The sequence below is a fragment of the Enhygromyxa salina genome (assembly GCF_002994635.1).
GTDB classification, from domain to species: domain Bacteria; phylum Myxococcota_A; class Polyangia; order Nannocystales; family Nannocystaceae; genus Plesiocystis; species Plesiocystis salina_B.
This window is the reverse complement of record NZ_PVNL01000090.1, coordinates 1-22,702: the sequence shown is the minus strand read 5'-3', so window position 1 is coordinate 22,702 and position 22,702 is coordinate 1. Positions and strand designations below refer to the sequence as shown.

The window sequence follows — 22,702 nt, the reverse complement described above, 5'->3', positions numbered from 1 at the left end:
CCCGTGGGCGGCTCGGAGCGAGGAGCGCATCAACCGAACCACCTCGCGGTGAAGGAGCGCCTAGGTGTGGGTGGGAGCGCGAGCTCGCAGCCGCGCGCCTGGGTTTTCGCGCAGACCACCAGCGACTATCGTGCACGCATGCAGTCGACGGTGGTCAAGCTTGGCGGGCTCGGGCTGATCGGGCTCACCGCGTGCCTCGGTCCCAACCCGCGCATAGACGCGGGTGAGCTTGGCAGCGAGTCCGCGACGAGCGATCCGGGTCACGGCGATCCGGGTGACGGCGACGGCGACACGAGCGACGGCGACACGAGCGACACGAGCGACACCGACACCGACACCGGCACTGGCGATCCCACGCCGACACACTGCGACAATCAAGTGCTAGACGGCGACGAGACCGACGTCGACTGCGGCGGCAGCTGCAGCGGCTGCGCGCCGGGAGCGGGCTGCCTCGAGCCGGGCGACTGCGAAGCGCAAGTGTGCGAAGCGAACGTCTGTGCGGCGCCGACCTGCGTCGATGGGGTGCACAATGGCGATGAGATCGACGTCGACTGTGGCGCCAACTGCCGGTTCTGCACGCACTCGGAGTACATTGAAGAGCTCGATGATGTCGATGATCATGTCATCATTGGCGACGTCGCCATGTTCGAAGACGGCGTGTTCGCTGTACTTTATCTCCCGATCGAGCCGCTCGAGTTTCAGCTGCGGTGGTTCGACGAGTTCGCGATGCCGATCAGCGACGGCCTTCCGGCGAGCTCCGAGATCACCTTGCCTAGCTTCGCCTTTCCGGCGTTGGCCGCGACTGGTGAGCTCGACACTCACCTGGTCTACGCAGCCATCAGCGGCGAGGACGCGACGAGCACCAGCAAGGACGTGTTCGCGGTCGGCCGCGGCCCCGACACGCCAGAATCACACTGGTCGATCTACAAAGGACCAGTCGCCGTCACATCGACTGACATCGGAATCGACGGTGACGTCGCCACCGTCGTCTGGGAGCAAAATGGCGAGGTGTTTCTTCGCCGCTACAATTACGCGCTGAACATCCCGGTCGGGCTGGCGACTCGGGCCAACCCCGACTTCGCGCTGCGTCCCGGTGATGCTCCCACGCTCGCGCAGCGCAACGGCCTCACGGTGGTCGCGTGGATCGTCTGCGAGGGCGTGGACAACTGTGACGTCGAGCTGCGCAGCTTCGAATTCGATTGGATCGAGGACGCACCGGTCGCGCTCAACCTCGCCAGCGAGCAATACGTGAACCCGCAGCTGGCGATCGCCGAAGATGATCGCGTCGCCGTGGTCTTTGGAGGCGGAGATAACGGCGATCGCAAGGTGTTGGCCACGCTGCTCAACCCCGGGCTCACACCCAACGGCGTGCCCTGGTTGTTGCAAGGCGGGCTCACCGGCGCGATCCCGAGCGCAGACGTCGTGGCGCTCGACGATGGCAGCTTCGCGTTCGCGTGGCCTGACGAAACGGACAACCGTGTGCACATCCGTCGCTTCGTGGGCCCCGAGCTACCGGTTGTCACCGACGTCGGCGACGAGGCGCCATGGCCGGCGACCAACGCACCAGTGGTGGTGCGGCTGGCGGCGAGCAATGGCCTCGTGACCGCCGTCTGGGGTGCGGGCGTGGACGACGTGTTCGCAGTCCAGGGTCAGGTGCTGAGCTACTGAGTCGCGCCACCGAGCAGGGATCTGGTTGAGCGCCGTGTCGGTCATCGATCCGCCGGACTTCTCTGGGCTCGATTCTGGGCTCGATGCTGTTGTGAAAATTTATCTTGATGTTCACAACGACCTCCGTATACTGGCCCACCGAGCCTCGCCATGGCCTACATCCGCAACCACGGCAACCAACTTGCGATCGTCCACGGCGAGCGCGATCCCGACACCCGCAAGGTGGAGCAGCGTGTGCTCTTCACCATCTGCTCCAAGCCCGAGGCCCGAGAAATTCTCGGTCGAGGCTCTGGCTGCGTCCGTTTCGAGTACGGCCTCGAGCAGCGCTACCCGCAGATCAACTTCAATTGGAGCCGCATCCGAGCGGGCATCGAGGAGCGCATGGACACGCTCCCCGACATCTACCCCTACCGAGCTGCCGAGACCCAGGGTCAGTTTCGCCGGGATCTGTGCGCGTTCACCCGCCAGCTCGGTCTCGCGGATCCGCAGCTCATGTACTCGGCCGCCGAGCTGGTGAGCGAGCATCGAGTGGAGCTCGAGTACCTGCGCGATCTGATCGACTGGCGACTGAAGCTCTGCGATCAGGAGCCCAACAAATTCAACGGCGACAACGCCTTCTACTGGGTTCATCGGCTGCGAGCGAACGAGGAGCCCCTCGAGGTCGGCGAGCTGATGGCCGAGCTCTACGACAAGCGAGATCTCGATCGGCTGAAGGTTCTCGCCCAGTTGTTCCTCGACTGCTACGACAACTACGTCGAGGGCCACAACTACCTCGGCCTCATCGCCCTCGAGCGCGAAGAGATCGAGGACGCGGTCGAGCACTTTCAGCGAGCGATGGAGCAGGGTCGCACGCTGTTTCCCAAGCGCCTGGCGAAGCAGCACTACTGGACCAACACCCAGACCCGGCCCTACATGCGAGCGATGCGAAACCTCGCTGGTGCGCTGATGCGACTGGCTCGCTACGACGAGTCGCTCGAGCTCTGCGAGCGGATGGAGCGCGAGTGCGGTGACGTCGACACGGCCGGGACCTTTCGAGCGCACATCTACCTGAACCAGGGTCGCTGGATCGAAGCCTGGAAGGACGCCAAGCGCCTCGCGGAGCTCTGGCCCGAGCATGCCTATCTCGCGGCCTTCGCTGCGCTCGAACGGGGCGACCGCGACGACGCGCTGCAATGGTTCTTGTACGCCGCCCTCAACCTGCCACGAACGGGGCACATGCTGCTCAGGCAGCGCGTCTCTCGACCGTGTGATCACGAGCAGGCTCGTGATCACAACCTCGGCGTCGAGGCGGTCCAGAGCCTCGAGCCATTCCTGACCCAGCTGTCACGCTCGTCGCGGGCGTTCTTCAAGCGGATCTTGAACGCGCCAACCACCCAGGCGCTGCTGACCGAGGTCGAAGAGGTCGAGCAGCGCCGGCACGAACAACACCGCACAGGCCAGCGCGAGGCCTACGATCGCATGCAGCAGCTACGCAGCCTCGAGTTCGCGCGAGAGGTCGCCGAGCAGGTGGCCGTCGAGCTGAAGGGCTGATCGGCGCGCCTCGACTCAGTCGCGCGAGTACAACCCAAGCTCCTTGAGCCGCGCCCGCAGCTTGTCGCGGCTCATGCCCACGCGCTTCGACACCTGCGTCAGGTTGTGATCGTGAGCCTCGAGCACCCGCGGCAGCAGCAGCTTGTCGACCTCGGCGTGGATCTCCTGGTAGCTGGCCGTCGACGCGATCATGTCTTCGATCTTGTTGGCCCGCGGCGCGCGGTCGTCCCCGATCCGGAGATCGGCGGCGGTGATCTCCCCGCGGCGCTTGACGTGCGCGGCCTCCTCGATCGCGTTGCGTAGCTCGCGGACGTTGCCCGGCCACGAGTGGGCTCGCAGGGCCCGCATCGCGTCGTCGCCAAGGAACACCTCGAGGCCGAAGTCCAGGCAGGTCCGGCCAACGAAGGTCTGGGCCAGATCAATGACGTCATCGCCACGATCGCGCAGCGCCGGGGTCCGCAGCACGGCGCGCGCGATTCGATAGTAGAGATCTTCGCGAAAGCTGCCATCACCGACCGCCTTGCGCAGGTCACGATGGGTCGCGGCGACGACACGAACGTCGACCTTGCGCTGCACGCCCGGCTCGCCGAGCCGGGTCACCTCTCGATTGTCCAGCGCTCGCAGCAGCTTGACCTGCAGCTCCAGCGCCAGCTCGCCGACCTCGTCGATGAACAGCGTGCCGCCGTCGGCGGCCTCGAACACCCCAGGTTGATTGCGGTCGGCCCCGGTGAACGCCCCCTTGCGGAACCCGAAGATCGTGCCCTCCGCGAGCGTGGGTGACAGGGCGCCGCAGTCCAGCACCACCAGCGGGCCGCGGCGGCCCGACAGCGCGTGGATCGTGCGGGCGGTCAGATCCTTGCCCGTGCCGGTCTCGCCCCACAACAACAGATCGAGCGGCGTCGCGGCCAGCCCGTCGATCTGCTTGTAGAGCTCGCGCATGGTCAGGCTGCTGCCGTCGAGCTCGCCAAATCGATTGGTGGTCAGCGCCTCGACCTCGACGCTGCCGACATCCGTGAGGACGAAGGAGCAGTCACCGGCCCTGAACGAGTCACCCGCGCGAAGGTGAACCGCCTGGACCTTGCGGTCGTGAAACCACACGCCGTTCTTGCTGCGAAGATCCCGAAGCACCGCGCCGGTTGCGATCGGCTGCAGCTCGAAGTGGACCGAGCTGATCGAGCGATCGTGGACCCGGACATCGGCCAAGCTGCTGCGGCCAACCGTCACCACCGCGCCGGATACGTCGACCGTCGAACCCGGGGCCGGCCCATCCAGCATCTGCAGCACGAGCCGGCCGGGCCGATGCACTTTCTCGGAGATGAAGCCCCCGCGCCGGGTGGGCGTGGTCTGATCGCCGTCCCTCACCCGCGCGACTCTACTCAGACTCGTGCCCATGAGCCAGGTTGTGAGCCAGGTTTACAGCCTGGGCGCGCCCGCGATCAGTCGAATTTCTTCGCGGGACCGAGCGGCGCCGGCTTGACCTTTGGCGCGTCGAACAACCGCCGCAGCAGCGCCTCATAGCCATCGGGCACTCGGTACCAGGTCCACGCGCGCAGCACCGCGGGGATCTCCGCGTCACCGATCCCCTCCAGCAAGATCGGGATGAACTTGGTGTTGCGGGCGTCGGCCTCGTAGATCTCTTGCAGGCTCAAGTGCGACTCCCACTTGACCCCACGACCGACCCCACGCGGGACCTGGTCCTCGGCCTTCTTGCGGTAGCCCTCGCTGACGACCAGCAACACGAAGTCGGCGGCCGCGAGCTCGTCGACCATCCACCGGGCCCAGCCTTGCTCGGGCGCGGTGACGAAGTGATCGCTGGTCGCGTCGACGCCATCGCTGCGCAGCGCCTGGGTCAGCGCGAGCACGCGCTCGCCGTGCTCGGGGGTGTCTTGGCTGTAGCTGACAAATACCTTGGGCATGGCGAGCGCGCTCTCAGCGGTTGCGGGTCCGTCGACCGGGGCTCACGCGGGCCCAGGCTTGCAAGTGATCGATCGCGGCGAGCAGCTGCGCGTCCTCGCCGGCCTCGGTCCGCGCCGGGCTCGGCTGGGCGTCGTCGCTGGGGACGGGCGGGCGGCCAAAGTCCTGCGGCTCGAGGTGCTGGGGGTTGGCCCGCTCGGGCTGCAAGCTCGGGCGGCTGTCGGTGTACTCGGCCCGGAGCGGACCCACGAGCACGTCTGGCTCGATCCCGCTGGCCTGGATCAGGCGGTCGTCGGGCGTGTAGTAGAGCGCGGTCGTCAGCTTGATGAGCGCGCCCCCGCCGAGCTCGAACGGCGCCTGGACCGAGCCCTTGCCGTAGCTGCGCTCGCCAATGATCAGCGCGCGTCGGTGATCCTGCAGCGCACCCGCGACGATCTCCGAGGCCGACGCCGAGCCCTTGTTCATCAAGACCACGAGCGGCAGATCCCGAACGGTGCCCGGTCCCTGCGCTCGCGCTTCGTCGAGCAGCCGACCCTGGCGACCGCGGGTCCGCACCAGCACCCCGTCGGCGATGAACATGTCGGCGATGTGGATGGCCTGATCCAGCAGGCCACCGCCGTTGTCGCGCAGATCCAAGACCACGCCCTGCAGCTCGCCGCCGGCCTGCTTGGCGCTCGCCCGTAGCTCGGCGAGACCATCGCGCAGCTCCCTCGCGCTGGCCGACTGGAAGTCGCGCAGCCGCAGGACCCCGAGCCCCTCGCCGAGCCAGCGCACCTCGACGGCCGGAGGATCGACGATCGCCCGGACCACGGTGAGCTCGCGCGCGGCCTGATCCGCGTGCACGGTCGTGAAGCTGACCTTGGTCCCCGGCTCGCCGCGCATGATCATGACCGCGTCGCCGAGGTCACTGAAGTTGGCGATCGGCTTGCCCTCGATCGCCAAGATCCGATCCCCGACCACGAGCCCGGCCTGCTGCGCGGGGCCGCCTGGGATCACGTCGTCGATGTACATGACCAGGCGCACCGGCTCGTCGGTCGGGGCGGCTGGAGTCGCGGTCGGCCCCGGTGGCTGTGGTTGTGCTCGAGGTTCTTCGGCGTCGGCGATAGTGCCCGAGATCGGCTCGACACGCAGCGTCACCACCAGGCCAACTCCGCCAAACCGCCCCTCGGTGTCCTCGAGCAGCAGCTTGGCGTCGGCCGGGGCCAGGTAGTTGGTGTGCGGATCCAGATCCGCGACCAGCCCGGACAGCGCGGCGTCGATCAGCGCGTCGCCGTCGACCGGGCGCACGTAGTACTGCTCGATGATCGCCAGCGCCCGCGCGAACCGGTCGAGCTTGTGGTAGCGCGAGTACTCCGGCCCCGCCGCCACGACCGGCTCGACGGCGGGCCGAACGGCGGGAGGCTCGTCGGGGGCCGCGAGCGCCGACTGCAAGCTCGCGCCCGCGAGCCCGCCCAGCAGCAGGCACAGCCCCGCGCCACAGATCGATGAGGTCCGCATCCACCGAGTGTAGGCGACCCGCCCCAGCTCGGGCATGCGCGCCTGGGTTCTCGCCAAAAACACGCGATAGCCGGGGGCATGTGGTATCGCCGGATTGTGCGCTCCTCCAACCGCAAGCTCCCGCTCGCCGCCTGCATGCTGCTGATCTGGGTGATCCTGGCCGGCGCGCTGTTCTTGCTGGTGTCCTCGCCCCCCGAGCCGCGCCCGGTCGACCCGCGCGACCAGGCGATCCGCGACCGGATGGCCGCGTGGGCCGTGCGCGACGCCGAGCAGTGGAGCGCCGACGAAGGCGACCTGACCCTGGCGTGGGACCAGGCCGACGGTCACCTGGCGATCGTGATCGACGACGTCGGCCGCGAGCTGGATCTGTTCGAGAAGCTGCTCGCGCTGCGCTTCGAGCTGAGCTTCAGCGTGCTGCCCGACTCGATCTTCGCCGACGGCGTGCAACAGCGGCTGCGCGCGGATCACCGCCGGCCCCGCGAGATCCTGCTGCACGTGCCGATGGAGCCGCTCGATCCCAAGGCCATGGGTGGCGTCGACGCTGGCGAGACCTTCCTGCTCGCCAGCGACAGCCCCGAGCAGCTGCGCGCCAAGCTGCGCGCCGGGCTCGAGCGCGTGCCCACTGCGGTCGGCGTCAACAACCACATGGGCTCGCGCCTGAGCGCCGACTCCGACGCGATGGCGGCCCTGATGCCCGTGCTGCGCGAGCGCCAGCTGTACCTGTTCGACTCGCGCACGACCCCCGAGACCGTGGCCGCCGCCCAGGCCGAGGCCGCCGGGGTCCCCACGATCTCGCGCAAGGTGTTCCTCGACCACGAGCCTGGTCACGCTGCGATCCGGGCGGCCCTCTACGAGGCCGCCGCCTACGCTCGCGAACAGCCGACCGTGGCGATCGCCCATCCGTCGATCGAGATGGTAGAAGTGCTGCGCGACGAGCTGCCCCGACTCCGCGAGCAGGGCGTTGCGATCTACCCGCTCTCGCGGGTGCTCGCGGGCGCTCGATGACCACCACCCCAACGACCCGAGCCCGCAAACCAGGGGTTCCGATGTACAGTGCTCGCCTGTTCGCGGTCGTCAGCGGCAGCGTCGCCGAGGCCCAAACTGCGGACCGTCCCCCGGAGCGGGCGATCCACGCTGAAATTGCCGAGCCTCGTGACACCCCACCTGCGACACGATCGCGGGTATCTAGCGGGATCACCTACTTCCCCCCACCCAAGCAACTTGACAGTTTTAGGCCGTGATCAATAGCCTACAGGAGCGGTGGCCGTGAGGCTCATCATCGAAGATCTGGAAGGCGCTACGACCGTCGTCAACCTCGGCACCGAGGAAGTGACAATCGGACGTAGGCCGCACAATACAATTCAGCTCACAGAGCAGAATGTATCGCGCAGCCACGCGAAGCTGATCTTCCAGGACGAGGGCTGGCTGATCCACGACCTCGGCTCCTACAACGGGGTCAAGGTCAACGGCGTCCCGATCAACCAGCCCACGCAGCTGCGTGAGAGCGACCTGATCCAGATCGGGGACTACCACCTCACGCTGACCGACAACGTCGATCGCCAGACGGTCGACATCGAGCGACCGCGGGCCGCGAACGACAACTACGGCGCGATGTCGTCGTCGAGCGATCTGCCCTCGATGTCCGTCGAGGATCTCGGGCCGATGCGCAGCGGCGCAGGGTTTCCGCCGATGGCCGGGCAGCACGATCCCGGTCATCAGGGTCATCCCGGTCACCCAGGTCATGGCCACCCGCAGGCCGGCTACGCGGCGCAGGGCTACCAGCAGCCGCCAGCCGAGCAAGAAGAGAAGAAGAACAAGGCCGGGCTGATCATCGGCATCGTCGGCGCGCTCGCGGCTGTGATCGGCATCGGGATCTTCTGGGCCAGCACGACCGGTGACAAGGGCAAGGACGACAAGAAAGAAGTCGCCGGCGACGCGGGCAGCAAAGACACCGCCGGCAAGACCGAGCCGGCCGCCAACACCGACGCGGGCGCGGACTCGGGTCCCGAGCTGGTCCCCGAAGTGGCGGACGACGCTGGCGCTGCCGCGGCGACCGATGCTGGCGCCGAGGACGACGGCGGCGAGCTCGTGGCCGAGACCGGCGCAGCCGAGCCAGACCTCGAGCTCGAGCCGGATCCCGAGCCTGCGCCCAAGCCCAAGACCAACAACAAGCCCAAGCAGAACAACGACAAGCCCAAGCCGCCGGCCGAGCCCAAGCTCCCGCCCGGCGAGGCCCTGACCGCGGCGCGCAAGGCCTCGATGACGGGCGACAACAAGAAGGCCTACAGCCTGGCCAAGGACGCGTACGACCAGAATCAGAGCGGCGACGCGCTCAACTTGATGGGCGTGGCCGCGTGCAAGATGGGCAGCGCGTCCAAGGCCAAGGCCGCCTACGCGAAGATGACGTCCAAGGACAAGGCCACGCTCGAGAAGATCTGCGGGCCCCTCGGAATCGAGCTGTAGCAGCTCGATTCTGGGTAGAGTGTCCGGGTGACGGATCGGGATCGGGATCGGGGCCAGGCCGAGACCGACGCGAGCGGGCTCGCTGGCGTCGGGGTGAACCTCGAGCGCTACCTCGCGGCTCGACTCGGGCCCCTCGCGTTCTTCTTGTTGGTCGTCGTCGCGATCTCGGCGCCGCTCGTGTACCTGGGCATGGGCGTCAAGACGATCCGCACGCGGGCGAGCTCCACGGCCAAGCTGGTCGCCGAGCTGATCCACGAAGAGGCCCAACAGCGGCCGGTGCTGTGGCGCTACGACGCGCCCAAGCTGCTGCGTCACGTCAGCTTGCAGACCCAGCACCAGAGCATCGTGCGGATCGATCTCACCGACGAGGACGGGCGCCTGATCGAGCTGGGCCAGGCGCCGCCGGGCCCCGAGGATCGCAAGCTGCTCTGGTACTGGGAGCCGATCGAGCTCGAGCGCGAGGTCGGGCGCGTGTGGGTGGGCGTGACCTCCCGCGACGTCGAGCGGCAGGCCTCGCTGATCTTCCTGGGCTTCGCCGCGCTCGGGGCCCTGCTCGCCGGGGTCATGTACGCGCTGCCGCTCAAGGCGATCATCGAGGCCGAGCAGCGAATTGACGCGTCACAGGGCGCGCTCGAGCACCTCAACACCAACCTCGAAGCCACGGTCGCGGTGCGCTCGTCGCAGCTGCGAGAGGCGCTCGAGGAGGTGCGTGACAAGGAGCAGCGCCTGCGCGAGCTGTCGGGCCGCGCGGTCGCGATGCAGGAGGCCGAGCGCCGATCGCTGTCGCGCGAGCTCCACGACTCGGCCGGGCAGGCGCTCACGGCGATCCGCATCAACCTGCAGCTGCTCGCCGAGCTGGCCGGCAACGCGAGCGCCAAGACCATGGCGACCCGAACCATGCAGCTGGCCGACTCGACGCTCGAGGAGATCCGTCGCGTCGTCGATCGGCTCGCGCCCGCGGTCCTCGATGATCTCGGGCTGCAGGGCGCGGTCGAGCGGCACTGCGACGACTTCTCCGAGCGGACCGGCGTCGAGATCGACTACGCGTTCGAGGATCTCGACAGGCCCGGCGTCGACACGGGGGTCGAGACCGCGGCGTATCGGATCGTGCAAGAGAGCCTGACCAACATCGCCCGCCACGCCAAGGCCGACTGCGTGGAGATCTACCTGCGCCGGCTCGACGCCGGCTCGATCCACGATCGCATTGCGATCGAGATCGCCGACGATGGTGAGGGCTTCGACGTCGAGAAGGTCCGCGCCAAGGGCCGCCGCGGGCTCGAGGGCATGCGCGAGCGCGTCGAGCTGCTCGGCGGGACCATCGAGATCAGCGCGACCCCAGGTGTGGGCGCGTCGATCCACGTCGAGCTACCGGTCAAGACCGAGACCGCCTGACCACGGCTGGGTTGGCGGCGCCCTAGTCCCGGATCGACGGGCGGCACCCGACATGCGGCCGCGCAGTCGTGCTAGCCTGGCCCCGATGCCCGACAAGACGATCCGCGTGCTCTTGGCCGAAGACCACACGATCGTGCGTGAAGGCCTCAAGGCGCTGCTGACCGCGACCGAGGATCTCGAGGTCGTCGGAGAGGTCGCGGATGGGCGTGAGGCGGTCGACGCGGCGGCTCGACTGAAGCCCAGCGTGGTGGTCATGGACCTCAACATGCCCAAGCTCAACGGCGTCGACGCGACCCGTGAGATCCGCGAGAAGCCCGACGCGCCCAAGGTCCTGATCTTGTCGATGTACGACGGCGAGGAGTACGTTCGCCCAGCGATCCGCGCGGGCGCGAGCGGCTACTTGCTCAAGGGCTCGGGCCTGTCGGATCTGGTCAAGGCGATCCGGGCGGTCGACGGCGGCGAGGCGTTCTTCTCGCCCGCGATCGCGATGATCCTGCTGCGCGACAGCCGAGGCGAGACCCCCGCCGAGACCAAAGATCCCGGCGACGGCCTGACCAAGCGCGAGCGCGAGGTCCTGACCCTGGTCGGCGAGGGCAAGTCGAGCCCCGAGATCGCCAAGCAGCTGCACTTGAGCGTCAAGACGATCGAGGGGCACCGCGGTCGGATCATGGCCAAGCTCGACTGCCGCAACGTCGCCGGGCTGGTCCGCCAGGCGATCCGGCTTGGGCTCGTCACCGCCGAGTAGCCGCTACTGCTCGGCCTTCGGCCCGGGCTGTTTCGGTTTGGGCCCGTCCTTACCGGGCGTCATGGGGGCGCGTAGATCCAGGTCCTGGATCATGTCTTCGAGCTCGATCTTCTTCTCGAGCCGCCTGCTCTCGAGCTCGACGATCTGCCGACCCCGGGCGTCCGCCTCGCTCGAGAACTCCTCGAGCCGCTTGTTGAGCTTCTGGCGCAGGGACCCGGCGGCGGCGTCTTTCTTGATGCTGTCGAGGTTGCGGCGGGTCTGATCCGCGCGCTGCTCGAGCTCGGCTTGCTGGCGGCGCAGGCCGTCGACCTCGGTGTCGATCCGGCCGATGTCACGGCGGATGTCGACGATCGGCTGCAGCTTCTTGCGCGCGGCCGCGTCGAGGTTGTCGGCGCTCAGGAATTTCTCGAGCAGCGCGAGCGCCTGCTGATCCCAGATCGCAATGCTGATCTTCGAGGGGGTCTGCTCGACCACTTTCATCGTCGCGCTGCGCTGGTTGGCCGCGACCGCGACCGGGATCAGCCACGCACCCTCGAGGTCCTCGGTGCCCTCGGGCCGCTCGGCCAGCTCGTAGTTCGAGCCGGTCTGGGGCTGGCGGATCAACACCGTGAAGCCATCGGGCTTGGCCGGCCCGCGCACGTCCCAGGTCGTGGTGGTCTGGTAGAAGCTCTCGACCTCGAGCACGCCACGGACGATCCGGGTCACGGTCATCTCTTGGCCGCTGTACTGGGTGGACGAGGTCACCAGCACGTCGGTCTCGACGGCGAAGGGGATCGTCACGGAGGTCCCGGCGCCGACGGCCTCGGACAGGCCCTCGCCGACGAAGCTGCCCCCGGAGTAGATCGAGATCGGCCCGGGCTCGAGCACGTACTCGGTCGAGTTGGTGAACCGCACGACCCGGTAGGGGTTGGCCTCGTAGCCGTAGCCCGCGCCGCCGGGCTTGAACAGAAAGGTCTCTTCGGCTTTCACCGACTCGTTGATCAGCGCGACCATGGTCGACGTGCCGTCGGGCACGGTCACCGGATCCTGCAGGTCGACCCGGGTGAGCCCAGAGATCCGCTGCGAGCGGGACGAGGCCATGGTGCTGCGGCGCAGGGTGTCGACATCGATCCCGGTCGCGTCGACGGTGGACGTGAAGTCGCGGTTGTTGCCGACCGCCTCGTTCTTCCACCGGGTGCTGCTGGTCGCCGAGCTGGGCTTGGCCTTGGGCGGCGGAGCGGCTCGGCCACCGCGCTTGCCCTCCTCACGCAGCTCGCCCTCGATCATGTCATCGTCGAAGTCGTAGGCGCCCCCCGATGGCATGTCGTAGGCCGCGGCCGGCTCGGGCTCCGGCATCGGCTCCTCCGCGTACAGCTCTTCTTCGTCGCCCCAGCTGGTCTCGCCGAGCGCGACCGCGGCCCGCTTGTCGGCCGCGCTCGCGGTCATGTCGGTCCGGTAGACCTCGCGCGGCGTGTGCAGGTCATAGCGAAACGAGATCGGCGCGCCCGAGGTCAGGCTCAGCAAGACCTCGTCCCAGTCCTCACCCGAGATGTTGTCGACGACCGCCCAGCCCTGCAGCAGCGCCTCGCCCTTGGCGTCCTTGGGCAGCACGACCCGATAGGTCGGCTTCCACATCGGCGAGCCCACGACATAGCTGACCACCAGCCGGTGGCTGCGGGCGTCGACCAGGCGGATCTCGATGTCGACCTGCTCGAACATGCCTTCGCCAGCCGACGCGTCGAGACTGCGGTGCAGCTGCATGGCCAAGTCGCCGTCGTGCAGCGTGATCCCCTTGACCTTGGACAGGCGCACGACCTCCAGCTGCCCGCGCGAGAGCAAGGTCAGCTTCCAGTCGCGGGTGTCGGCGGTCTGGCCGGGGCCGCCGCCGCGCGCGAGGCTGCCCAGCTCGGGGTCGGGCTCGTTGATGATCCGCTCGACCATCACGATCCGCCCGCGGATGTAGCGGCCAGTGGTGCGCGCGGTGATCTCGGTTCCGCGCAGCGAGTCGAGCACCGCTGGCAGCGAGCCGTTGCCCGGGGCCAGCGTCGCCATCGCCACGCTCGCCCAGGTCTGGGGATCCAGCGGCATCGAGACGCTCACGGCTTTGCCGTCTTCGTCGACGACCGTCAGGCTCTTGAGCAGATCGTTGACCTGGTCCTTGCGGACCCGCAGGCGCAACAGATCACCGTCGACCTTGCCGCGGCGCTCGAAGTAGCCGACGCCGTTGCGGTAGAGCACGACCGTGTCGAGCTCCAGCGCGTCGCCGGTCACGCTGGGATAGGGGGTCCGCCCTGCGCAGGCAGACAGGGTAGGAACAGTGAGGAGGGCGCACAGCGCGAGCGGACGGAGGGATCGCATCGCGCGCACGGTATCGAGTCCTGCGCGCGCCTCCGAGTTTTCAGCGAAAGCTGCAGACACTCGCCCAGGCCCCAGCAGCGGATCGCCCGGGCCTCGAGCACGGGTGCTCGCTCCCAGGGGCCGGGGTACACTCGACACGAATGGACGGCCTGCGCACCACCGATGCCTTCGATGAGGCCGTCGATGAGCTCGCCGAGCGCTCGGAACTCTCGGGACATTGGTATCTACTTCCTCGATGTCGGCCAGGGAGATTGCTCGGTCATCATCCCACCCGAGGGCGAGGGCGGCGCGATCGTCTTTGATGTCGCGGACCAGTATGTCCTCGAGCTCTTCATCAACAATCACGAGATTCAGAACAGTGACGTGATCGCCTCGCACCTCGACATTGATCACATTCGCGGCATGCTCGGCTTTCTCCGCAACCACGCCAGTGAGATCGACCGTGTCTACCTTGGGCTCGATCGCTATCCCGCGCCCGGAAAAAAACATGCTGTCTGCGGTGCTGCGGATCACGCGTGGGGACAGCGCAGTCCTCATCGGTGGTGACGCGCCCTTGGGCTCGTGGGAGCGACTCGACGGACGCAACCCCGAGCTGCTGCGCGCAGAGGCGATCCGCGTGCCCCATCACTGCGGACACGCGACGGAGGGGGGCACTGAGTGGACGGAGTACGAGCAGCTGTACACCGCTGTGAATGCCAAGCTGAGCGTCGTTTCGGTCGGCACCAACAATGGCTACGAGCACCCGCAGACAGAGCACCTCGTCGCAGCCCGGCGAGGCGGACAGTGTCGATTGATCTGCACGCAGCTGACGCCGCGCTGCCACCACAACCCCCCCGAGCTGCGCGAAGCCATGAAGGACCAGGCGACGATGGTCGAGCCTCCCTACCGCCACTGGGACGAGGACGGCAAGCCTCGCTCGACAGAGGTCCCCTGCGCTGGTTCAGTCGTCGCCTGGATCGATGCTGGCGGGAAGCTGCACCACGAGCCGAGCGCTGGTTCCGAGCACAGCAAGCTGCTCTTGCGTGTTGACGGGCCGCTGTGCCAACAAGCGCTCGACTGAAGGGTGCAACGGTCGGCAGACAGCTTCGGCGCTCGGACGACGACCGAAGGGGTCCTCGGTGGTCGACTGGCTCGACGCCCGCTCACGGGCCAGCCAGTCGAGCCGCGAGCTCGTGGAAGCCACGACGCAGCTCGCGGATCCGCGGGTTGTCGCGGGTCGGGTGCACGCGGTTGCTCAGCAGCACATAGATCCCAGCCGTCACCGGGTCGATCCACACGCTGGTCCCGGTAAACCCGAGGTGCCCGATCGCGCCAGCCGAGAGGGCCGTCCCCGTCGAGCCGCTGCCGTCGGGGCTGACGCCGTCGAAGCCCAGCCGCCGCGTGGATCCTGCGACCGTCGAGGGGGTGGTGAAGGCCTCCCAGACCTGCGCGCCTGCGTCGGTGTCGAGGCCAGGGATCCTGCGCTCGAGCCACGCCCGCGCGAGGCCGAGGACCCCCATCGCAGCGCCAAACAAGCCGGCGTGGCCAGCCACACCACCCATGACCAGACAGTTGTCGTCATGCACCAGCCCCCGCGCGACCGGCTGCCCCGCGGCTTCGCGGATCGCATACCAGTTTTGAGCCTCGCCGCCGTGCAGCTGCGCGTCGTAGACCTCGGTCGCGGCGACGTCGTCGCGCTCGAGCGGCGTCGCGCCGCCAAAGAACACCAGGTCCGCGAGCCCCAGCGGCCTCGTGATCTGCTCCGCAAACAACCGATCCAGCCGCGCGCCCCCGAGCTGCTCGAGCCAGGCGCCGAGCAACAAGAAGCCCAGATCCGTGTAGATCGCCCGCTCGCGCGGGGCCGCGGCGAGCGGCACGACGCGTACGGCCGCCAGCAGCGCCTCGCGCTGATCGATCCCCAGCGACCACGGCGCGTGAAAGAATTCTCGGTGCGCCACCAGGCCGCTCGCGTGCTCGAGCAGATCTTGCAGCGTGGGCCGGTACTCGCCGATCTCGAGCCCGCGCGGCAGCCGGTCGTCGAGGCGCAGCTGGCCAAGCCCGACCGCCCGAGCGACCAGCGTGGTCGTGCACAGCACCTTGGTCAGCGAGGCGAGGTCGTAGATCGTGTCGAGGCTGACCGGCCGCGGCTCAGCGGCCCCAACCCGCGCGGTCACCCCGTGGGCGCCCGCGTAGCACAGCGACTGGTCGCGCCAGACCAGCGCCACACACCCAGGCGTGACACCAGCCGCGACCGCCTCGCGCAGCAGCAGGTCGAGGGACTCGCGGCCGACCACCCACGCAGCTTGCCGGACCCACTGGGGCTTGGCCAGAGCGCTGGCCAGCGCAGGCCCGATCTCATACGTTCCCAACCAATGTCCACCGCCCGCTCGCGCTTGATCGTCGCTCTCGATGTCCCGGATCGTCAGTCCGCGCTGGCGCTCGCTGACCGGCTCGCCGGCCACGTCGGCATGCTCAAGATCGGGCTCGAGCTGTTTGTCGCCGAGGGGCCGGGGATCGTCCGCGAGCTCCGCGAGCGCCACCCGGAGCTCGAGCTGTTCCTGGATCTCAAGCTGCACGACATCCCCAACACGATGGCCGGAGCGATCCGCAGCGCGAGCAGCCTCGGCGCGCGCTTCGTGACCGTGCACGCCGGCTCGGGAATCGCCCACCTGCGCGCGTGCGTGGACCAGGCCGGGGACAGCACGGGGATCCTCGCGGTCACGGTGCTGACCAGCCAAGACGCGCAGGCCTGCCGCGAGGCCGGGCACACCCGCAGCCCCGCCGAGCTCGTGAAGATCCGGGCCCAGGCCGCCGCCGAGGCTGGCTGCGCGGGCCTCGTCTGCAGCGGGCAGGAGCTGGAGTCGGTCGTCGCGGTCGCGCCCGATCTGTTCAAGATCGTGCCGGGGATCCGCCCCGCTGGCGCCGACGTCGGTGATCAAAAGCGCGTGATGACCCCCGCAAAAGCGATCGCCGCGGGCGCCACTCACCTGGTCGTCGGCCGCCCGATCCACACCGCCCCCGACCCCGCCGCGGCCGCCGACGCGATCGTAGAAGAGATCGCCTCGGTCCTGCCGAGCTAGAGCTGGCTGGCAGCGCATGGACTACACGCTCTCCAAGGCCCTGCACATCGTCGGGTTCATCTCTTGGTTCGCCGGGCTGTTCTACATCGTGCGCCTGTTTGTCTATCACGCCGAAGCGGGGCAGCGGCCCGAGCACGAGCGCGAGATCCTGCAGCCACAGCTCGAGCTCATGGCCCGGCGCCTGTGGCAGATCATCACGGTCCCGGCGATGATCCTGACGCTGCTCGGGGGGATCTCGATGGTCGTGCACCTGGCCCGGCTGGGCGCGATCCCGGGCTGGCTGCACATCAAGTTTGCGCTGCTCGCTGGGTTGATCGGCTACACGCTGTGGTGCGGCGCGATCCGCCGTCGCCAAGCCGACAAGCGCTCGACCTGGACCAGCGCGCGACTGCGCATGTTCAACGAGATCGGGACCATGTTCATGGTCGCGATCGTGTTTCTGGCCGTGTTCAAGTCGGCGATGAGCATCGCGTGGGGCGTCGGCGGCCTGGTGGTTCTGGGGGTGTCCCTCATGCTCGGGATCCGGGCCTACAAAAAATTGCGTGAGCGCCAATGAACTCGACCGCGCCGATCAACCTGCGCAGCGACACCCAGACCCTGCCGACGCCCGCGATGCTGCAGGCGATCGCCAGCGCCGAGCTCGGGGACGACACCTACGACGCCGACCCGACCGTCAAGCGCTTCGAGGCGATGGCCGCGGCCGCGATGGGCAAGCCCGCGGCCATGCTCGCGATCAGCGGCCACATGGCCAACCTGATCGCGCTGATCGTCCACGCCCCGGCCGGCAGCGAGGTGATCCTCGACGCCGACTCGCACATCTTCCACTACGAGGTCGGCTCGCTCGGCTCCGTGGCGCACTTGATGCCGTGGCCGGTTGCCAGCGAGGCCGGCATGCTCGACCCCGAGCGGGTCGACGCGGCGATCCGCGAGCGTGACATCCACTACCCGACCCCGCGCTTGCTGTGCCTGGAGAACACCCACAACCGCAGCGGCGGCCGGGTGATCCCCGTCGCGCTGCACGATCGCCTGTGCGAGCTGGCCCGCGCGCGCGGCCTGGCGGTGCACCTCGACGGCGCCCGGATCTTCAACGCAGCGATCGCGGCGGGTGTCAGCGTGACCACCTACACCGCGAAGGTCGACTCGGTCATGTTTGCGCTGACCAAGGGCCTGAGCTGCCCGCTCGGCTCGGTGCTCGCCGGTGACGGGGCGTTCATCGAGCAAGCGCGGCATGTCCGGCGGCGGCTCGGCGGCGGCATGCGCCAGGCGGGCATCATCGCGGCGGCGGGGATCGTCGCGCTCGAGACCATGGTCGATCGGCTCGCGCAGGATCACGCACGCGCGCGGCTGCTCGCCGAAGGGCTCGCGCAGCTCCCCGGCCTGAGCGTCGACATGACGACCGTGGAGACCAACATGGTCTACGTCGACCACGCGGCGACCGGGCGCTCGACCGAGCAGATCATCGAGCTGTTCGCCGAGCACGGCGTGATCGCCAGCAACCGGCCGCCCCGCCACGTTCGCCTGGTCACCAACCGCCATCACGACGACGCGACGATCACTGAAGCGATCTCGCGGATCCGGGCAGCGATCGCGTCAATCGTCTGAGTCGAGCGCGGCGTCGCGCAGGGCCTCGATGTCGGCCAGCATGCCCGCGACGATCGCCTCGACGACCCGCTCGCCCTTGGCCCGGGTCGCGAGCGTGGGGTCGCCCCAGATCCCCGTCTTCGAGTAGGTGCCCTCGCCGTCGGGATCACGCGTCAGCCAGCCCCGATCCCCGCGCGGGTGGTAGTCGGCCACGGCCTGGCTCATGTCGACCCGGTCCGGCGCGATGTAGAGCAGCATCGAGGTCTCGATCTCGTCGGCGTGGGTGCCACCTGGCTGGTCCGCGAGCTCGCGCTCGACCGGGCCCGCGACCTGCAGCAGATCCGTGTAGCGCAGGACCACGCCGTCCTCGGCCAGCAGCTGCGCGGCCGCGGGCTCGAGCGCACGGTTGGTCGAGACCCCCGTGTTGACCACATAAAACCGTCGCGGCCCGTGCCGAGCGACCGAGCGCACGATGTCGACGATCAGATCCCGCGCGGTCTCGAGTCGCAGCGTGGTCGACCCTGGGTACTCCGAGAACGCTGGATAATAGTGATAGGGGACCGTCGGCAACATCACGACCTCGGCCTGCGCGAGCACGCGCGCGGCGAAGTAGTTGGCCAGGGTCAGGTCGTTGTCGAGCCGCAGGTGCGGCCCGTGCTCCTTGGATGCGGCGCCGAGCGGGATCACCACGATGGTCTCGGGCGTGAGCAGCTGCTCGGCCTCGAGCCAGGTCTTGTCGCCCAGCAGGATCCCCGCCGTGACCGGCTTGCTCTCCTCGGCCACCGGTTTCTCCACGACAGGCTCGACAACCTCGGCGGCTCCCGTACTCGAGATTGGCGCCGGCTCCTCCGGCTGGCATCCCAGCAACGCCGCCCCGAACATCAGGGCGACGAGCCAGGGCGAGCGCGACCCAATCACAGGCTATTGAGGGCGAACAGCACCGCAGCGTTGATCGTGTAGACCATGTCGACGGCGATCTTGCCTTCGGGGTCCGGCGTGACGCCGGCCGAGTGCCAGCGAATGATCCCGTGCTCGTCGAGCAGGAAGATGTTCGGCGCCTCGCCGATCGCCTCGTAGTACGTGAACGCGCCCTCGAGCCCGAGCACCCGCGTGGGGTTGTCCTCGGTCTTGTTGGGCATGCGGTACATGGGCGGGGGCGGCAGCGGACCGCCCTCGGCCGGGCCGACCTGGTTGTCGGTGAAGAACTTGCGCAGATCCGTGTCGTTCATCGGCGCGATCTCGCGTTGCTGCGGATGCGCGATCTGGGCGAACACGATCTCGACGCCCTTGTTCTTGAGGTCGGCCTGGGCCTTTTGCAGCACCTGCATCGACAGCGCGCCGTTTTGGCGATCCGACGACGCGGCCCAGTCGAAGAACACCATCAGGACCTTCTTGCCGTAGAGGTCGCGGCCGTTGACGAAGCCGCCGTCGGAGTTGACGAGCAGCAGCTGCGGCGAGGCGTGACCAAACAGGCGGCGTCGCGCCCAGCTCGGCGCTTCGTTGAGCTCGTCGGCGCCGACCGTCCAGACCGGTGGCGCGTCCTTGACCGGCGTCATCGAGTTGTTGGGCGTGGCGGTGATCTCGATCTCCTTGAGCTCGTTGTCGGCGCTCTTGTCGAAGAACTTGATCTTGTGCGGCTGACCGTCGGTGATGTTCTTGGCCAGCAGCTCGTCGGTGGTCTTGACCGGGGTGCCGTCGACCTCTTGGATCAGGTCCCCACGATTGAGCGCGTCACAGCCCGAGCAGTCCTGCGGCTGGACGTAGGTGACATACAGGCCACCTGGCTTGAGCTCCTTGGACGAGACCGTGAACTCGTCGTCGCACGCGGTGGAGAGCAACAGGGGTAGGGACAACAGCGCGGCCGTGACGAGTTTCTTCAGCATGGGGGTCCTCGGTGGCTCGCGCGCGGCGTCGGTGCCGACGTCGGCGAGCACGATTGGCGCGGAATGTAGGACGCGCCAGCGCGCCGCGTCAACGGCGTGGGACCGCCGCGATTTCACGCCCGACGCGGCTTTGGCCCCAAGCCGTGTGCTGCCTCATGGGCGGGCGCGGGTCAGAGCTCGCCGACGGGTGGCAAAAACAGCGCGTCCGCGAGCTCGGTGCAGCCCGCGTAGGTCTGCACGATCTGCCGGGCCTCCTTGGTGTCGGGCGCGACCGCGCCGAGCTGCTCGTCGAGGCTGCGCACGCACGAGCAAAACGACAGAGACTGCTCGAACACCGCCTCGTCGCTGCATTGGTCGACCATCTGCACGAGGCTCCAGTGCATGAAGGGCAGCCGGCAATCGAGCGACGGGTACTCGACCGCCAGCACGCACTCGCACAGCGACTGGTCGCGCGCGAGGTCCATGTTCGCGCACACAGCCTGCATATACGCGTCTTCCTGGCGCAGGCGGGCGTCATACTCGACCGCGTTGCCGAGGATCAGGCCCGGGAGCCAGCTGCTGGCGAACCACCAGAACAACAGCCCGACTGGCACGGCGATCGCTGCCCCGATCAGGAATCCCCGAGCCCGCGAGGGCCGGGGATCATCGATGTCAGCGAGCATCGGCATCTTGCGAGTCTACGATCATGGCTCGGACTGTCGAGCACCGGGCGGCGCGCAATCCACTGGACGGCGGCAGCTAGATTTCAGCCCGATCGTGGCCAGACAGCGCGCAGATGGGCTGTGGCGTTGGGTATGTTCGCCGGCACACCGTGCTTGGCAGCTGCTGCGTAAGGGAGGCTGCCTCTAGGGGTTGTGTACGCGACGTCAGCCGTACCATACTCGCCGGCACGCGTCGGACATTGCCTGCGACTCGAACGCCATGAACGCTACCAAGCTCGGCCTCCGCATCACCTCTTCCGTGCTCGCCACTGCGTTGACCCTCGCGCCGGTCAACGGTGCAGTCGCGGCCCCAGCCGCGGCGCCCGCTCCGGCGCCGCTGGAGCCGCAGCCGGTAGAGGATGTCGGGGACGAGAGCGAGGAGCCCGAGGGTGTCGAGGGTGAGGAGCCCGAGGGTGTCACCGACGGCGAAGCGGGCGAGGATCCCGAGGTCGAAGCGCCCGAAGAGCTTGAAGAGCCCGAGGTCGAAGAGCCCGAGGTCGAAGAGCCCGAGCCCGAGGAAGAAGAGTCCGACGAGTCCGAAGCGGAGGAAGAGGAGGAAGCCGACCTCTCGATTACCCCCGAAGGTCCGATGCGCCCAGCCGAGCCGACCTGGGGCCCCAAGGACCAGTACCCCATGAACGGCAAGGGCATGCTGATCACCGGCGGCTTGGTCACTGGCCTGGGCGCCGGGTTCATCGTCACCTCGATCTTGATCACCCGCTGCGACTTCGACTCGGCGCTCAGCTGCAAGCTCGCCCCCCAGCGCGACTTCTTGGTCCCGCTCGCGGTCGCCTCCACGGGCCTCGGGCTGCTGCTGCTCGGCGTCGGCGTCGGCAACCGCATCAAGTACAAGAAGTGGGAGCGGTGGGCCCCCGAGACCGCGGTCGTGCCCACCATGGTGCCCGGCGGCGGCGGTGGCGTAGCGATGGTCGGTCGGTTCTAGACCGCCGGACGCTCCAACAAAAAAGACAGCCGGTGCTGTGCCCGGCTGTCTTTTTGTTTGGAGCGCTCAGCGGGAACGCGACGGGCTCGATGACCGCGACGGGCTCGATGACCGCGACGGGCTCGATGACCGCGACGGGCTCGACGAACGCGACGGGCTCGACGAACGCGACGGGCTCGACGAACGCGACGGGCTCGACGAACGCGACGGGCTCGACGAACGCGACGGGGAGTACGACGGGCTCGACGAACGCGACGGGCTCGACGAACGCGACGGGCTCGACGAACGCGGCGGAGAGTACGACGGCGACGGGCTCGACGAACGCGGCGGAGAGTACGACGGCGACGGGCTCGACGAACGCGACGGGCTCGACGACGACGGCCGCGGGTTGTTGTGGTTCGCGGGCGGCGAATACGTGCGGTAGGTCGGCGACGAACTCGAGGTCGGGCGCGGGTTGGGATTGGTCCCGACGCTGCGTGAGACCGCCCGCGACGGGGCAGGCGCCCGGCGGGCCGTTGGCGGCGAGTAGGTCGCCCGCGTCGAGTTCGGGGAGCTCGAGTGGACCTGCACCTGCGGCACGCGAGCGCGCGCTGGGCTGGCGCTGGGCGTGCGCGCCGAGGCGACTGGGGCCCGCGGCGGCTTGCTCGGCTCGATCCGACGCGCATCGATCGGCGCCCGACCGGGACTCGGAGCGGCGGAGGGAACGGGGCGTGCGCGCGACGGCGCAGCAACATCGGTCCGACTCGCGGCGACCGGCGTGGGGACTGGGCGCGCGCGCGTCGGCGCAGGCGCAGCGACGTCGGTGCCCGTGCCTACGCTCGGCGTGGGCTGACCGGGGTTGCGCACGTCGGTGCCCGCGGCGACCGGGGCCCGCCCGGGCTTGGGCGCGCGACCGGGGCTTCCGTCTGGGCTGATCCCGGGCGTGACATCCGTGCCGACGGAAGCGTCGACGCCGGTCGTGCCGCCGCCGCCTCCGCCACCACCACCGC

The 22,702-nt window shown here is 68.6% G+C and carries 21 protein-coding genes; 13 read left to right on the top strand and 8 right to left on the bottom strand.

What is annotated here, in order from left to right:
* Positions 1–138 precede the first annotated feature (138 nt).
* Positions 139–1,668, top strand: a complete 1,530-nt coding sequence (locus ENSA7_RS22340) for a hypothetical protein (protein ID WP_146158002.1) — start codon at positions 139–141, stop codon at positions 1,666–1,668.
* Between the two features lie 150 nt (positions 1,669–1,818).
* Complete coding sequence (locus ENSA7_RS22335) at positions 1,819–3,198, top strand: tetratricopeptide repeat protein (RefSeq protein ID WP_106091354.1); 1,380 nt, start codon at positions 1,819–1,821, stop codon at positions 3,196–3,198.
* 15 nt (positions 3,199–3,213) lie between these two features.
* Here the strand turns inward: ENSA7_RS22335 and ENSA7_RS22330 are convergent, their stop codons facing one another.
* The 3 genes from ENSA7_RS22330 to ENSA7_RS22320 all read right to left on the bottom strand — a co-directional run bounded on the left by ENSA7_RS22330 (position 3,214) and on the right by ENSA7_RS22320 (position 6,609).
* Entirely contained in the window at positions 3,214–4,560 is a 1,347-nt protein-coding gene (locus ENSA7_RS22330) for a sigma 54-interacting transcriptional regulator (protein WP_181234002.1), read from the bottom strand.
* A gap of 74 nt (positions 4,561–4,634) precedes the next feature.
* Positions 4,635–5,114: an SEFIR domain-containing protein gene (locus tag ENSA7_RS22325; RefSeq protein WP_106091352.1), complete on the bottom strand. Its 480-nt coding sequence runs from the start codon at positions 5,112–5,114 to the stop codon at positions 4,635–4,637.
* Positions 5,115–5,127: 13 nt separating this feature from the next.
* Positions 5,128–6,609: a S41 family peptidase gene (locus tag ENSA7_RS22320; RefSeq protein WP_146158001.1), complete on the bottom strand. Its 1,482-nt coding sequence runs from the start codon at positions 6,607–6,609 to the stop codon at positions 5,128–5,130.
* A 96-nt stretch (positions 6,610–6,705) separates the two neighbouring features.
* Between ENSA7_RS22320 and ENSA7_RS22315 the strand changes: the two genes are divergently transcribed.
* The 4 genes from ENSA7_RS22315 to ENSA7_RS22300 all read left to right on the top strand — a co-directional run bounded on the left by ENSA7_RS22315 (position 6,706) and on the right by ENSA7_RS22300 (position 11,209).
* The gene (locus ENSA7_RS22315) at positions 6,706–7,614 is read left to right on the top strand and encodes a divergent polysaccharide deacetylase family protein (protein WP_181234001.1); all 909 of its coding nucleotides are present in this window, start codon (positions 6,706–6,708) and stop codon (positions 7,612–7,614) included.
* Between the two features lie 261 nt (positions 7,615–7,875).
* Positions 7,876–9,072, top strand: coding sequence for an FHA domain-containing protein (locus ENSA7_RS22310; protein WP_181234000.1), 1,197 nt, complete (start codon positions 7,876–7,878; stop codon positions 9,070–9,072).
* A 27-nt stretch (positions 9,073–9,099) separates the two neighbouring features.
* Entirely contained in the window at positions 9,100–10,464 is a 1,365-nt protein-coding gene (locus tag ENSA7_RS22305) for a sensor histidine kinase (protein WP_106091348.1), read from the top strand.
* An 85-nt stretch (positions 10,465–10,549) separates the two neighbouring features.
* Positions 10,550–11,209, top strand: a complete 660-nt coding sequence (locus ENSA7_RS22300; protein WP_106091347.1) for a response regulator transcription factor — start codon at positions 10,550–10,552, stop codon at positions 11,207–11,209.
* Between the two features lie 3 nt (positions 11,210–11,212).
* Here ENSA7_RS22300 and ENSA7_RS22295 read toward each other — a convergent pair whose 3' ends face one another.
* A complete protein-coding gene (locus tag ENSA7_RS22295; protein WP_181233999.1) occupies positions 11,213–13,546 on the bottom strand; it encodes a DUF4139 domain-containing protein in 2,334 nt (777 codons plus the stop codon).
* Positions 13,547–13,729: 183 nt separating this feature from the next.
* On the opposite strand from ENSA7_RS22295, the gene ENSA7_RS44040 reads away from it, so the two are divergent.
* The gene (locus ENSA7_RS44040; RefSeq protein ID WP_106091345.1) at positions 13,730–14,092 is read left to right on the top strand and encodes a ComEC/Rec2 family competence protein; all 363 of its coding nucleotides are present in this window, start codon (positions 13,730–13,732) and stop codon (positions 14,090–14,092) included.
* On the top strand, positions 14,046–14,606 hold the full coding sequence (locus ENSA7_RS22285) for a ComEC/Rec2 family competence protein (RefSeq protein WP_106091344.1): 561 nt from the start codon (positions 14,046–14,048) through the stop codon (positions 14,604–14,606). The genes ENSA7_RS44040 and ENSA7_RS22285 overlap by 47 nt, the downstream gene beginning before the upstream one ends.
* Positions 14,607–14,688: 82 nt before the next feature.
* On the opposite strand, the gene ENSA7_RS22280 is transcribed toward ENSA7_RS22285, so the two are convergent.
* The gene (locus ENSA7_RS22280) at positions 14,689–15,894 is read right to left on the bottom strand and encodes a serine hydrolase domain-containing protein (protein WP_181233998.1); all 1,206 of its coding nucleotides are present in this window, start codon (positions 15,892–15,894) and stop codon (positions 14,689–14,691) included.
* A 3-nt stretch (positions 15,895–15,897) separates the two neighbouring features.
* On the opposite strand from ENSA7_RS22280, the gene pyrF reads away from it, so the two are divergent.
* From pyrF to ENSA7_RS22270, 3 genes are read left to right on the top strand one after another with little or no spacing between them, the layout of a single operon-like run.
* Positions 15,898–16,605: an orotidine-5'-phosphate decarboxylase gene (pyrF, locus tag ENSA7_RS42440; protein WP_146157998.1), complete on the top strand. Its 708-nt coding sequence runs from the start codon at positions 15,898–15,900 to the stop codon at positions 16,603–16,605.
* Positions 16,606–16,621: 16 nt separating this feature from the next.
* Entirely contained in the window at positions 16,622–17,161 is a 540-nt protein-coding gene (locus ENSA7_RS22275; RefSeq protein ID WP_106091342.1) for a CopD family protein, read from the top strand.
* On the top strand, positions 17,158–18,207 hold the full coding sequence (locus tag ENSA7_RS22270; RefSeq protein ID WP_106091341.1) for a GntG family PLP-dependent aldolase: 1,050 nt from the start codon (positions 17,158–17,160) through the stop codon (positions 18,205–18,207). The genes ENSA7_RS22275 and ENSA7_RS22270 overlap by 4 nt, the downstream gene beginning before the upstream one ends.
* Here ENSA7_RS22270 and ENSA7_RS22265 read toward each other — a convergent pair.
* From ENSA7_RS22265 to ENSA7_RS22255, 3 genes are all read right to left on the bottom strand, one after another.
* Positions 18,196–18,969 (bottom strand): creatininase family protein, encoded by a 774-nt coding sequence (locus tag ENSA7_RS22265; RefSeq protein ID WP_181233997.1) that lies wholly within the window; start codon positions 18,967–18,969, stop codon positions 18,196–18,198. The genes ENSA7_RS22270 and ENSA7_RS22265 overlap by 12 nt on opposite strands.
* Positions 18,970–19,100: 131 nt before the next feature.
* Positions 19,101–20,069, bottom strand: a complete 969-nt coding sequence (locus tag ENSA7_RS22260; RefSeq protein WP_146157996.1) for a PDZ domain-containing protein — start codon at positions 20,067–20,069, stop codon at positions 19,101–19,103.
* A gap of 170 nt (positions 20,070–20,239) precedes the next feature.
* Positions 20,240–20,737, bottom strand: a complete 498-nt coding sequence (locus tag ENSA7_RS22255) for a hypothetical protein (RefSeq protein WP_106091338.1) — start codon at positions 20,735–20,737, stop codon at positions 20,240–20,242.
* A 253-nt stretch (positions 20,738–20,990) separates the two neighbouring features.
* On the opposite strand from ENSA7_RS22255, the gene ENSA7_RS44035 reads away from it, so the two are divergent.
* Both ENSA7_RS44035 and ENSA7_RS22245 read left to right on the top strand, forming a co-directional pair.
* Positions 20,991–21,713: a hypothetical protein gene (locus ENSA7_RS44035; protein ID WP_181233996.1), complete on the top strand. Its 723-nt coding sequence runs from the start codon at positions 20,991–20,993 to the stop codon at positions 21,711–21,713.
* 37 nt (positions 21,714–21,750) lie between these two features.
* Complete coding sequence (locus ENSA7_RS22245) at positions 21,751–22,137, top strand: hypothetical protein (RefSeq protein ID WP_106091337.1); 387 nt, start codon at positions 21,751–21,753, stop codon at positions 22,135–22,137.
* Positions 22,138–22,702: the final 565 nt, after the last annotated feature.